An 11,861-nucleotide genomic window follows, 5' to 3' on the forward strand; every position below is an offset into this window, starting at 1 on the left:
CGCCCCGGCGACGGCTCCGAAGAAGGGGTGTGACCCCCACCCACACCGAGTCCGCACCGCAGGCGTCGGGCCACGCAGCCGACCTGGATCGGCGGGTCCGTGAACTCGCCGACAGCGATATCGCTCAGGTCGGCAGCGTGCTCCGGACACAGCTGGCCGACCACGCCGCGGTCCTGACCGGCGTCCATCCCGACCTCCGCCCGGTGAGCGCCGTACTCGCCCGCGCCGGCAATCGCGGTAAACGGCTACGCGCGTCGTTCTGCCTGTGGGGCGCACGCGGCGCCACCCGCGGCGAGTTGCCGCCGGGCGCCACACAGATCGCCGCGGCCGTGGAACTGTTTCACCTGGCCGCGCTCATCCACGACGACATCATGGACCACAGTGACCAGCGCCGCGGTCTGTCAACGATGCACCGCCACTTCGCCGACGAACACCGGCACAACAGCCGGATCGGTGACGCCGACGCCTACGGTGAGGCGGTCGCCGTCCTCGCCGGCGATCTGTGCCTCACCTGGTCCGACGACATCCTCGCCGAGGGCACCGCCGACCTCGACCGGACCACTCGGCGTCAGGTGCGGCGAATCTTTTCGGTGATGCGTGACGAAGCCATCGCCGGCCAGTTCCTCGACGTCGACGGTCAGACCCACGCCGTGACCTCCGCGACGCGCGCGGAACTGGTCCTCCGGTTCAAGAGCGCCAAGTACACGATCTCGCACCCCCTGCGACTCGGCGCCGCCGTCGCGGGTGCACCGGCGGATCTGCTCAGCGCCTACGACGCAATCGGTATCGCGGCCGGCGAGGCCTTTCAGCTGCGCGACGATCTGCTCGGAGTTCTCGGCGACCCGGCAGTCACCGGCAAACCGACGATCGACGACATCCGAGAAGGCAAGCGCACCCTGCTGATCGCCTGGGCCGAGGAGAACGCCGACCGCATACAGCGGCGCGTTCTGGACCAACATCTGGGCAACCCCGAGGTGACCCACGACGGCGTCCGGGAGGTGTGCGAGGTGCTCCGGGACACCGGTGCGGTGCGGCGGGTGGAGAACCGGATCGCGGAGTTGGCCGCGCAGTCGACCGAACTCATCGACGCCTCACCGGTCGACGAGGTCACCCGGCATGCGCTTGCAGGTCTCGTCGCCCGGTGCGTGTGGCGTGCGGCCTGAGCCGGCGCATTACCCGGCCGTCCGGACCGGCGGCCGGTACGGTGAACGAACATCATGAACCCGTTCGCATCTCGTGCGACCTTACTGGCCCCGCCGTACGTCGACCGGCGGCGGGTCGCGGTGCCGTGGGTGTTGTTCGGATGCGCATTCCTCACCCAGACAGCGTTCCCCTTCACCGACGGCGGTACGCGCGCGCTGACCACGGCCAGCGTGCTGTTGCTGACCGCGGCGGCGGTGGCACATGTGGTGACCAGCCGCGGCACCCGCCCGGCGGTGATCCTGGTGGTGGTAGCGGGAGGTGGCGGTCTGCTGGCCGAAACCGTCGGTGTGCACACCGGTTTCCCGTTCGGCACCTACGAGTACACAGGCAGTCTGGGCCTGCAGGTGTTCGGTGTCCCGGCTCTGGTGCCATTGGCTTGGACGATGATGGCATGGCCGGCGCTGGCCGCCGCACGACAGCTCGTCGGTGCCCACCGGCTGGTGACCCCTCTGGTCGGTGCGTGGGCGTTGACCGCCTGGGACGTGTTCCTCGATCCACAGATGGTGGATCAGGGGCACTGGCGATGGTCCTACCCACAGCCGGCGCTGCCCGGCGTGGAGGGTATCCCGCTCACCAACTTCGCCGGCTGGTTCGTGGTGTCAGCGATCATGATCACCCTGCTCGACCGGTTGATCCCGGCAGCTCCCGAGCACCCCTCCGATGCCGACAGCTGGGGTGGGGCAACAGATCTGCTGCCGGTTGCGGTCTATTTGTGGACCTACCTGTCGTCGGTGATCGCGCATGCGGCGTTCTTCGGTCGTCCACCCGTGGCGCTGGTCGGCGGCCTCGTGATGGGTGTGGTGGCCGTTCCGTTGGCGGTCACTGTGATGCGGGGTGCGACGCGTGCGCAGCGCTGAGGTCCGGCGGGTCGCGTTACGCGCCGCGAGCGTGGGTGCGGCGGCGTCGTTGGCGCTGACGCTCGACAACGCCCGCCGAATCCGACGTCCCGATCCGACGGCGATCGCCAACCCCGAGCCGCTGAACGTCCTGTTGCCGGTCCGCGACGAGATGGACGAGATCGCAGGCTGCCTGACCGCCCTGCGCGCCGCCGCCGACCGCTGGCCGGGCCGAATCCGCCTCCTGGTCCTCGACGACGAGTCCACCGACGGAACCGGTCGCCTACTGGACGAGTTGGCGCGCACCGACGAACGCATCGAGGTTCTGCACGGAACACCGACACCATCGGGGTGGCTCGGCAAATCATGGGCCTGCGAACAGTTGTCTCACAACGCCGACCACGACGGTGTCCTCGTATTCGTCGACGCCGACGTCCGGCTCGCACCCGATGCGCTGGTGGCGTCCGTTGCGCTGCTGCGCACATCCGGGCTCGACCTCATCTCGCCCTACCCGCGCCAACACGCGACCGGCCCGGCCGAGCGGCTGGTGCAGCCCCTGGTGCAGTGGTCGTGGATGAGCACCCTGCCGCTTGGGCTCGCCGAGCGTTCGGCGCGCCCGTCGATGTCGGCGGCGAACGGCCAGCTGCTCGTCGTCGACGCGGCCGCTTACCACCGCGCGGGCGGGCACGCGGCGGTGCGTGCCGACGTGCTCGAGGACATCGCGTTGTTGCGGGCGGTCAAGCGCTCCGGCGGACGGGGCGTGGCCGCGGACGGGAGCGCGGTCGCCGACTGCCACATGTATCACGGGTGGCGCGAGGTGCGGGCCGGCTACCGGAAGTCGTTGTGGTCGGCGTTCGGCTCGCTACCCGGCACGGTGGCGGTGGTGGCGCTGCTGAACCTGCTGTACGTGGTGCCGCCGCTTGCGGCACTGCGGGGTTCGCGGGCAGGGGTGCTCGGGTATCTGCTCGGCGTGACCTCCCGGGCGGTGTCCGCGCGGAGCACCGGCGGGCGGGTGTGGCCCGACGCGCTCGTCCATCCGATGTCGATCCTCGCGTTCACGGCGCTCACCGTGGATTCGGTGCTCGCGCGGCGCACCGGTCGGCTGTCCTGGAAGGGCCGCGCAATCTCCGAGACGACGCGATGAGCAGCATCGTGGTGGTGGGTGCCGGTGTGGGCGGACTGGCCGCGGCGCTGCGGCTGCAGGCGGCCGGACATCGCGTGACGGTGTTCGAGCAGGCACCGGAGGTCGGCGGGAAGCTCGGCGTGATCCGGCACGACGGTTTCATGTTCGACACCGGCCCGTCGCTGGTGACGATGCCGCATATCCTGGCCGAGTTGCTCGCGTCTGCCGGCCGGCGCCTCGAGGAGGTGTTGCCGTTGTCCCGTCTCGACGTGGCGGCGCACTACCGATTCCCTGACGGCACGGGCCTGGACCTCCCCGGCGAACTCGCACGGATACCTGCGGCGCTCGACGAGGCACTCGGCCCCGGCCGCGGGGACCAGTGGATGGCGTTTCTCAGTCGGGCCCGATCGATCTGGGCGGCGTCGCGCGGCCCGTTCCTGGAATCTCCGATCGACCCGCGCATCGTCGCCCGACGGGGCCGGCCGTCCGATCTGGTCACCATCGCTCCGTGGCGTACGCTGCGCGGTCTGGGAGGTCGCTACCTCGATGATCCACGCCTGGTGATGCTGCTCGACCGCTACGCCACCTACACCGGATCCGACCCGCGACGCGCTCCCGCCGCGCTGGCCTCGGTGCCCTGGACCGAACAGGCGTGGGGTTCGTGGTACGTCCCCGGCGGCCTCGGCCGGATCGCAGAAGTGCTGCGCGACAGCTTCATCGAACACGGCGGCGCGATCGAAACCGGAACCGCCGTCGATGGGATCGAGACCGACCCCTTCGGCCGCGTGAGTGGGGTGACGCCGGCAGACGGATCGTTCCGGCCGGCCGACCTGGTGGTCGCCAACGCCGATGCCCGCGAGGTGTACGGCCGCCTGGTGGGCGCGGCGGCCGCGGATCGCGCCGCCGAGCGCACACGGCGCACGACACCGTCGCTGGCAGGCTTCGTGCTCCTCCTCGCTCTGGACGATCCGCCGCCGTGGACGCCGCATCATCAGGTTCTGTTCGCCGACGATTACGACGACGAGTTCGATTCGGTGTTCGGCTTCGGCGGTCCGGCGCGCCCGGTGCCGGCTCCGACCGTCTACATCTCGGCACCCGACGATCCGGCGATCGTCCCCGGCCCGGGTACGGCCTCCTGGTTCGTGTTGGTCAACGCCCCACGACACGATCCGGATGGGGGCGTCGACTGGGACACTCCGGGCCTCGCCACCGATTATGCCGACCGGATTCTGCGGTTGATGGCCGACCGTGGAGTCGACGTCCGATCGTCGATCCGCCACCGCATCGTGCTGACACCGGCCGACCTCGAGCGCCGCACCCGCACGCCGGGTGGGTCGATCTACGGGTCGTCATCGAATGGTCCGCGCGCCGCATTCCTGCGCCCGCGCAACGCCTCCCCGGTTCCGGGGCTCTATCTGGTCGGTGGTTCGGCTCATCCCGGCGGCGGACTGCCGTTGGTGATGCTGTCGGCCAAGATCGTCGCCGGGCTGATCGGACCTGCGGGCTAGCCGCGTCGGTTCACCGGGTTGGTAGCGGCCCCACCGAGCGGTCGCCGCGAACCCGTTTGAGTACCAACTCGGCGCTGATCAGACACATCGGCAGACCGATGCCGGGGGTGGTGCTCGAGCCCGCGTAGTAGAGTCCCTCCACCTTGCGCGACGTGTTTCCTGCGCGCAGAAAAGCACTCTGCCGCAACGTGTGTGCCGGTCCGAGCGCGCCACCCGACCACGAGTTGAGGTCGGCGACGAAGTCACCGGGCCCCATCGTCCGGCGTACCACGATCCGCTCGGCGAGGTCGGGGATCGACGCCCAGTCGGCGACCAGTTCGATCGCCCGATCCGCGATCTGTTCGATGACCGGGGCACCCGCTCCGTCGACGCCACCGGAGCCGAGTAACGGATCGGCCGGTATCGGCACCAGGAGGAAGAGATTCTCGTCGCCGTCGGGGGCCACCGAGTCGTCCGACGCCGACGGCCGGCACACATATAGCGAGGCGGGGTCGGGTACCCGGGTGGGCGACTCGAAGATCGCGTCGAAGTTGGTGCCCCAGTCGCTGGTGAAGAACAGCGAGTGATGGGCCAGTTCGGGCAGCCGGCCCCGTACCCCGAGGAAGACCAGTACCGCGCCGGGGCCCGATGTCGCTTTGTCCCACCATTTCTGCGGGAAGGACTGTTGGTGCGGCGGCAACATCGTGGTCTCGATGTGGTGGAGATCAGCGGCGCCGATGACGAGGTCGGCGGGTAGGTCGCATTCGACGCCGGTACTGTCGCGGGTGCGCACCCCGCTCACCCGGTCGCGGCGTGAACTCCATCGTCTTGTCGGCTGCCGCGGCTCGGTGAGGATGGCGGTGGCAGCGGTTCCGGTGTGTATCCGCACGCCGTTCTCGACGGCCAGTTTCTCGAGCACCTCGGGTAGCCGCACGAAACCGCCGTCGGGGTAGCGGACGCCGTCGGCGAGGTCGAGCCAGCTCATCAGGTGATACATCGCGGGCGCCCGATCCGGGGATGCCCCCAGGAACACCGCAGGGTAGCCGAGGATCTGGCGAATGCGGTTGTCCCGGAACCGGGAGGCGATATGCGCATCCAGCTTCGCGGTCAGCAGGCCCACCAACTGCCGAGCATTGGCCAGTACCCGACGACCCGCGAAAGCGTCCACGGAGTCGAAGTTGGTGTAGAGAAAGCGTTGCACTGCGATGTCATAGGCACTGCGCGCGGAGGCGAGATAGTCGTCGAAGGCCGCGCCGGCCCCCGGTTCGAGCGACTCGAACAGCTCTCGGTTGCGGGCCTCGTCGCCGGCGACGTCGACGCTGTCGGCAACGCCCTCGAAGAACACCCGGTAGCCGGGTTCCAACCGCAGCAGATCGATCTGTTCGTCGGTGGAGGTGCCGAGTAGTTCGAAGAAGTGATCGAACACCTCCGGCATGAGCCACCATGAGGGTCCGGTGTCGAACCGGAATCCGTTGTGTTCCCATGATCCGGCACGACCCCCGGGGCGATCGTTCTTCTCGACGAGGTCGACCTCGTGGCCATCCGCGGCCAGCAACGCGGCACTCGCCAGCCCGGCGATTCCGCCGCCGATCACGACGATCCGGCGAGCGGTGGCCGTCATGCGTTCACCGCCGTTGTGGCGCGCCGCGGCGCTCCGCGGCGAAGGGCTGCCGCTGCGGCGATCCGCGCCTTCGCCGGGCCCGGCACGCGGACCCGGTGACGGCACGCGTCCTGCGGCGGGGTGGCCCGGAGTCGTCTCGCCAGTTCGGCGAACAGGTCGTGCGCCGTGCACACCGCCACGCGGGTTCCACTGGGCAGCAACGGAATCGCTTGCTGGGCGCAGGCCAGGTCGTCGTCGATGTCGTCCAGCCAGTGATGCCATGCGTCGGCGGACGGACGTTCGGGGTCCAGACCCACCAGGTATCGGCGCCCCAACTCGGCGCTGTCGGCGCCGATGTCGCGCAGGAAGTTGATTTTCTGAAATGCCGCGCCGAGCCGACGTGCACCCGGTGCGAGCTGGTCGTACCGCGCCTTCCGGTGCGGTTCGTCGGCGAGGAAGGCATGTACGCACATCAGTCCGACAACCTCAGCGGACCCGTAGATGTAGGTGGCCAGGCTCTCGGCGTCGTGGCTCGACCACTCCAGGTCCATCCGCATAGAGGCGAAGAACGGTGCGGTGAGCGACTGGTCGATTCCGGTGCGCCGAGCGGTGCGGGCGAAGGCGTGCACCACGAGATTGGTGCTCGTGCCGGTCGCCATCGCCGCGTGCGTCTGCTTCTCCAGCGCATTCAGTTCGGCGCGACGCTGGTCGACCGTCTGCCCGGGGCGCGGCGCATCGACGATCTCGTCGGCGACCCGCACCAGGGCGTAGATGTTGTGGACGTCGCGGCGGACCGGCGCGGTGAGAAGTCGGGAAGCCAGTCCGAATGACGATGAGTAGGAGCGGATCACCAGCGCAGCCGTCTGTTCGGCGACCTCATCGTAGTGGTGGTAGGGCAACGCCTCGGTGTCGCGGCCAGAGGTCGATGTCATCGCGATCACGCACCGATCCCGCGGTAGGGATCCGAGCCGAGTGCGTGAACCTGGTCGACGAACCAGGGACTGAACACCCACGGTGTTCGGAGCGCCGACGCCCAGACGTCCTCGATCGGTGCCCAGACCACATCCATCACCTCGTCCGGGTTCGGGATTGGTGAACCGCAGGGCCGTGCCCGATAGACCGGACACACCTCGTTCTCCACCATTCCGCTCGCGTCAACGGCGCGGTAGCGGAAGTTCGGCAGGACGCAGTGCAGGTCGGCGACCTCGAAACCCAGTTCTCGCGGCGCATAGCGCCGCACGGCGTCTTCGACGGGCTCGCCGGGTCGCGGATGTCCGCAGAACGAGTTGGTCCATACCCCGGGCCAGGTGCGTTTGCCCAACGCTCGGCGCGTCATCAGGATCCGCCCGACGTCATCGACGACATGGCAGGAGAACGCGAGATGGAGTGGGGTGTCGTGGCCGTGCACGCTGCCCCGCGGCGCCGTGCCGCGGGGCCTGCGCTCGGCGTCGACGAGTACCACCAGATCATTCGTCACCGGCCGTCCTCCGTTCGCTGGGCGGTGATGCAGCCGCTGCCGCATACGCTCCATTCTTCGTCACCACACGCGAATCGGATGGATCGGACGGCCAGATCTCGTGGCGCCTCGTCGAGGAAACCTCTCAGTAGAAGTGTTTCCGACCGCCGACCGCGCGTCCGGTTGCCCCGAGAACCGCCAGAATCGCTCCGACGACGATGAGAATGATGCCGATCGTCCAGAGAATCGGGATGCTGAAGATGAATCCCAGGATGAGCAAGATGATGCCGAGAATGATCACGGCCAACCTCCGATGTTCGGCGGACGGGCTGCTCGACGCTGCTGCAAGCATGTCCACCGTACGCGGCGTCCCGGTTGCCCATGTCCGATTTCGGAACCCGTGATCACGCCGTGTCCGGCGTGAGTTCGACGATCGCGAGTGGCCGTGACGTCTTCTGCTGGTAGGCGTGGTATCGCCCCTTGTTCACGCCGTCGACGAGGTCGAATCGCCGCGTGTAGTCGGGGTCATCGGGGAAGGTCGGCCGGGCGGTGACGGCCAGCCGGCGGCGCCCGACCTGGATCTCACACGCCGGGTTGGCCGTGATGTTGCCGAGCCATGCGGGCGGCCTCGGCGAGCCGCCGTTGGACGCGACGACCAGATATCTTTCCCCGTCGACGGCGTAGGTGAGGGCCGAGGTGCGCGACCTACCGGTGCGGCTGCCGATATGGCGGAGCAGCAAGGTCGGGTTGCCCATCAGTAGCCGATGACCGAGCAGCCCACCGGAGTGCTCGTAGATCCACTGATGGGTCTGCAGCGTGCGGACGAACAGGCTGGACATGCCCGCAGCCTAGCCGGTGTGCCGTTGCGTTCTCAGAGGTCCGAGAAGTCGCCGTGCCGTCCGGCTCCACCCGCAAACCGGGCAGCACCGGTGTGCCCGTCGGAATTCAGCGACTCGATGCCTACCGCGATTTCGAACGCCATCGCATCCGCTTCACGGCACCCCGCTTGTTCCTGCACGGATCGGCGGTCGTTGCGCATGCACGTCTGCGGGAACTGCCTGATCTGCTGCGCCAACTGCCGCGCTTCCGTCAGACTCATCCCCGGTTCGACCAGGCGGTTGACCAAGCCGAATCGCTCCGCCTCGAAAGCGTCGACCGGTCGACCAGTGAGGATCATGTCCATCGCGCGACTGGAGCCGATGAGCCGAGGCAGCCGGACCGTGCCGCCGTCGATCAGTGGGACGCCCCATCGTCGGCAGAACACGCCGAACGTCGCGTCCGATGCAGCGACCCGCAGGTCGCACCAGATCGCCAATTCCAGGCCGCCGGCGACTGCGTAGCCTTCGACTGCCGCGATGACCGGCTTCGACATCACCAGGCGTGTCGGCCCCATCGGCCCGTCTCCGGTCGGTGCCACCTCGTTGATCCGTCCGGTTCCGACGGCCTTCAGATCCGCCCCGGCGCAGAAGTGTCCACCACTTCCCCACAGCACGGCGACATCGGCCTCGGGATCGGAATCGAACGCTCGAAACGCCGACGCGAGTTCAGCTGCCATAGGTCGGTCGACAGCATTGCGCACCTCGGGCCGGCACATCGATATGGTGGTGACCCCTTCGAAGGTCTCCACCCCGATCGACGTGTACTCGGCTGCGGCGGAACCAGGATTCGAGCCCACCTCTCGGACTGTAGTCTCCTCGGCCGCGTCGCGGATGCCGAAGGGGATGCACAGTTCGACTCCACTCGGCTTTCACCGAGTACGCGGCGCCGCAGGGTCGCATACCGCGCACCGTCGCAGCCGAACGCTGCAGTCGCCGTCGGGTACGCGACGCCTGGGGCGCCATCGCGCAATCACGCTATGGAGTTCTCAAGGGACGGTTGCGGTCCCGACCGGGGCCGGGTGCGTGGGAAGTGGTCAGCGTGGCTCAGGCGGCGGCGGGTAGGTTGCCGAGATTCATCGTGCGTCGGTTGTAGGTCGGTATCGGCCGACGTGTCGGGTCGACAGCGACGGGTGGGATGAGCCAGGGATGTCGGTCGTGACCCATGATCACCTCCCAACCGTTGTGGTGGATGTCGGCATGACACGACGGGCACAGCAAACATCCGTTATCCAACACCGTGATTCCACCATCAGCCCAATGCACGAGGTGATGGCCCTGGCAGCGGGAGGCCGCCACGCCGCATTTGATGCAACACTCGTCGCGTTTGTGCAACGCCTTACGCAGATGGGCTGGGAACAGGCGCTTGTCTTTACTCATCTCCATCGGCACCGCCTCACCGTCGACGATCGCGACCGTCGCGGTGGTGTCACAGGTCAGGGTGCGCAGCATGGCTTCGGTGATCGACCCCATGAACGGTAGTTCGGCCAGATCAGGAGTATCGGCGGGCACCGACACCAGCATCTGGTGACGTGGTGCGGACGCCGCATCACCGCTGCGGGCGGCGATATCCAGGAGCGCTTCGAGGGCGTCGGCATGCCGGCGCTCGGTGGAACGCGCATCCGGTGAGCCGTCAGGTTCGGGCCGCGGTGCCGCCAACTCTTCCATTGCCGCCGAGAATTTTTCGCCGACTTCGGTGTTGAGGTCGGCGCGCACTTGCAGGCGTCCGTCACCGTCGACATCGTGGGTGAGCGTGTTGAGGTTGCGGTCCTCGGATGCCGGTAGCCCACCGGTGTCGGCGGCGGCCTGGTTGCCCAGACGACGCGCGCGTTTACCGATGTCGGCGGGGGTGGCGCCGGAAAAGAATTGGGCGAGAAGTTCGGTCACGATATTTAGACGCGCCACATCGTCGATCGGTTCCGCCGATCTTTTCCCGACATGATCGACACCTTTACCCACCGCGTCGACGTGTTCGGCGGAGATCGCCCCATCGGCGGCATGCGCGGCCAGAGTGGGGAGCTGCGCACGTGCGGTGGCGATACGGATCAGGCGGGAGGCGACCGCCGGGGCCAGGCCCATCACGATCAACAGTTCACTGAGTTTGCGGCCATGATCGCGGGCCACGCCGAGTCGGTCCAGGTGGCCGACCACCGTCGCGGCGTGATGGTCGATCAGACTACGCAACGTGACCAGAGCGGTCATCGCATCGAACGCTGCCCGACCGGACAAGTCGTCGTCGAAGCGCAGCTCACGCAGTGAATCAGTAATGGATGTGAGATCCCCCGAAGTTCTCATGATTCCAAGGTAATCGAAAGAATGTTCGATGTCAAGGAGCTGAGCGTGAGAATTGCTCTGGGACAGAGGCTTTGGATAGAGAGGCAGTGAAATATGGACTATTCAGTAGACTTTGGTGAACAGGAGTCACAGGAGTTACGCATTCTTGGGTAAAAATCACCGCGAGAAGACAATTTGATGGTCTCGTGATGACGCGCCGCATCGATCAGCCACCGCGCTCCGTCCGCGCCGAACGCGCACAGGTGGCTGACGACGCACCGCCGCTCGCCCCAAAGGAGGACCCACTGCCGACGGGCGAGTATGAAGATCGCCCGAGCTGTTCGGCCTACGCGATGGTTTCGCCGCTCGTCAGCCTCCGTGCCGCGATGCTGCAGGCCGACGACTGAGCTCCGCCGGCGAGTCCGTTTGTCGGCGCCGCATCCGCGAGGCCGTCACCGTGGTGCCGATGCTCGCGAGGATCACCAGCATGATCGCGGCGAGGCGCACCGGCCGAGCGATTGGTCGAGCAGTAACCATCCCGCGATGGCGGCGACGATCGGCTCGAGACTCAACAGCACGCCGAACACATGCTTTGGCAGGCGGCGCACGGCAGCGAACTCGAGCGAGTACGGGATCACCGATGCCAGCAGCGCCACGACCGCGGCCAGCGCGAGTAGGTGGAGGTCCTCGAATGCTGCGCTCGCCCCGGCCCCACCCAGCGGCATCACCACGACTGCGGACACCACCAACGCAACCGCCAGACCGTCGTGGCCCGGCACCAACCGCCCGGCGCGCGCACTGGTCAGGATGTAGCCGGCCCAGAACGATCCCGCCAACAGCGCGAACGCCACACCCACCGGATCGAGGCTCTCGGCGCCGGTGATGCTCTGTAAGGAAGGTTAGGTGAGGTGGCGTCGCTGACTGGCGTCGTGGGCGCTGGGTCGGGACGGTTTCGGGTCAGGACGCTTTCTCGAGGTGGACCTGGTAGCCGAGTTGTTTGAGTTGGT

13 protein-coding genes are annotated in these 11,861 nt (G+C 67.8%); 5 read left to right on the top strand and 8 right to left on the bottom strand.

Features of this window, described 5'->3' with window-relative positions; translation table 11 throughout:
• Positions 1–29 precede the first annotated feature (29 nt).
• From L1892_RS07885 to L1892_RS07900, 4 genes are read left to right on the top strand one after another with little or no spacing between them, the layout of a single operon-like run.
• Positions 30–1,163: a polyprenyl synthetase family protein gene (locus tag L1892_RS07885; RefSeq protein ID WP_235723019.1), complete on the top strand. Its 1,134-nt coding sequence runs from the start codon at positions 30–32 to the stop codon at positions 1,161–1,163.
• Positions 1,164–1,217: 54 nt separating this feature from the next.
• Positions 1,218–2,060 carry a carotenoid biosynthesis protein gene (locus L1892_RS07890; protein WP_235723020.1) on the top strand — a complete coding sequence of 281 codons (843 nt, stop codon included), beginning with the start codon at positions 1,218–1,220 and terminating at the stop codon, positions 2,058–2,060.
• Positions 2,047–3,183 (top strand): glycosyltransferase family 2 protein, encoded by a 1,137-nt coding sequence (locus tag L1892_RS07895; RefSeq protein ID WP_235723021.1) that lies wholly within the window; start codon positions 2,047–2,049, stop codon positions 3,181–3,183. The genes L1892_RS07890 and L1892_RS07895 overlap by 14 nt, the downstream gene beginning before the upstream one ends.
• A complete protein-coding gene (locus L1892_RS07900; RefSeq protein ID WP_235723022.1) occupies positions 3,180–4,670 on the top strand; it encodes a phytoene desaturase family protein in 1,491 nt (496 codons plus the stop codon). The genes L1892_RS07895 and L1892_RS07900 overlap by 4 nt, the downstream gene beginning before the upstream one ends.
• 10 nt (positions 4,671–4,680) lie before the next feature.
• Here the strand turns inward: L1892_RS07900 and crtI are convergent, their stop codons facing one another.
• The 7 genes from crtI to L1892_RS07935 all read right to left on the bottom strand — a co-directional run bounded on the left by crtI (position 4,681) and on the right by L1892_RS07935 (position 10,875).
• A complete protein-coding gene (gene crtI, locus L1892_RS07905; protein ID WP_235723023.1) occupies positions 4,681–6,270 on the bottom strand; it encodes a phytoene desaturase family protein in 1,590 nt (529 codons plus the stop codon).
• Entirely contained in the window at positions 6,267–7,181 is a 915-nt protein-coding gene (locus L1892_RS07910; RefSeq protein ID WP_235723024.1) for a phytoene/squalene synthase family protein, read from the bottom strand. The genes crtI and L1892_RS07910 overlap by 4 nt, the downstream gene beginning before the upstream one ends.
• Before the next feature lie 5 nt (positions 7,182–7,186).
• Complete coding sequence (gene idi, locus L1892_RS07915) at positions 7,187–7,726, bottom strand: isopentenyl-diphosphate Delta-isomerase (RefSeq protein ID WP_235723025.1); 540 nt, start codon at positions 7,724–7,726, stop codon at positions 7,187–7,189.
• 124 nt (positions 7,727–7,850) lie between these two features.
• The gene (locus L1892_RS07920; protein ID WP_235723053.1) at positions 7,851–8,006 is read right to left on the bottom strand and encodes a DUF6131 family protein; all 156 of its coding nucleotides are present in this window, start codon (positions 8,004–8,006) and stop codon (positions 7,851–7,853) included.
• Positions 8,007–8,109: 103 nt separating this feature from the next.
• The gene (locus L1892_RS07925; protein WP_235723026.1) at positions 8,110–8,544 is read right to left on the bottom strand and encodes a nitroreductase family deazaflavin-dependent oxidoreductase; all 435 of its coding nucleotides are present in this window, start codon (positions 8,542–8,544) and stop codon (positions 8,110–8,112) included.
• Positions 8,545–8,576: 32 nt separating this feature from the next.
• A complete protein-coding gene (locus L1892_RS07930) occupies positions 8,577–9,299 on the bottom strand; it encodes a crotonase/enoyl-CoA hydratase family protein (RefSeq protein WP_235723054.1) in 723 nt (240 codons plus the stop codon).
• A 328-nt stretch (positions 9,300–9,627) separates the two neighbouring features.
• On the bottom strand, positions 9,628–10,875 hold the full coding sequence (locus tag L1892_RS07935; protein ID WP_235723027.1) for an HNH endonuclease: 1,248 nt from the start codon (positions 10,873–10,875) through the stop codon (positions 9,628–9,630).
• A gap of 188 nt (positions 10,876–11,063) precedes the next feature.
• Between L1892_RS07935 and L1892_RS07940 the strand changes: the two genes are divergently transcribed.
• Positions 11,064–11,261: a hypothetical protein gene (locus tag L1892_RS07940; RefSeq protein WP_235723028.1), complete on the top strand. Its 198-nt coding sequence runs from the start codon at positions 11,064–11,066 to the stop codon at positions 11,259–11,261.
• Between the two features lie 72 nt (positions 11,262–11,333).
• Here L1892_RS07940 and L1892_RS07945 read toward each other — a convergent pair whose 3' ends face one another.
• Positions 11,334–11,711 carry an EamA family transporter gene (locus tag L1892_RS07945; protein WP_235723029.1) on the bottom strand — a complete coding sequence of 126 codons (378 nt, stop codon included), beginning with the start codon at positions 11,709–11,711 and terminating at the stop codon, positions 11,334–11,336.
• Positions 11,712–11,861: the final 150 nt, after the last annotated feature.

The sequence above is a fragment of the Gordonia tangerina genome (assembly GCF_021556435.1).
GTDB classification, from domain to species: Bacteria; Actinomycetota; Actinomycetes; order Mycobacteriales; family Mycobacteriaceae; genus Gordonia; species Gordonia tangerina.

Excerpts from the sequence above, each read along its gene's own strand:
- L1892_RS07890 (WP_235723020.1), top strand. The coding sequence starts at position 1,218 with ATGAACCCGTTCGCATCTCGTGCGACCTTACTGGCCCCGCCGTACGTC.
- L1892_RS07900 (WP_235723022.1), top strand. The coding sequence starts at position 3,180 with ATGAGCAGCATCGTGGTGGTGGGTGCCGGTGTGGGCGGACTGGCCGCG.
- crtI (WP_235723023.1), bottom strand. The coding sequence starts at position 6,270 with ATGACGGCCACCGCTCGCCGGATCGTCGTGATCGGCGGCGGAATCGCC.
- L1892_RS07910 (WP_235723024.1), bottom strand. The coding sequence starts at position 7,181 with ATGACATCGACCTCTGGCCGCGACACCGAGGCGTTGCCCTACCACCAC.
- L1892_RS07925 (WP_235723026.1), bottom strand. The coding sequence starts at position 8,544 with ATGTCCAGCCTGTTCGTCCGCACGCTGCAGACCCATCAGTGGATCTAC.
- L1892_RS07930 (WP_235723054.1), bottom strand. The coding sequence starts at position 9,299 with ATGTGCCGGCCCGAGGTGCGCAATGCTGTCGACCGACCTATGGCAGCT.
- L1892_RS07935 (WP_235723027.1), bottom strand. The coding sequence starts at position 10,875 with ATGAGAACTTCGGGGGATCTCACATCCATTACTGATTCACTGCGTGAG.
- L1892_RS07940 (WP_235723028.1), top strand. The coding sequence starts at position 11,064 with ATGACGCGCCGCATCGATCAGCCACCGCGCTCCGTCCGCGCCGAACGC.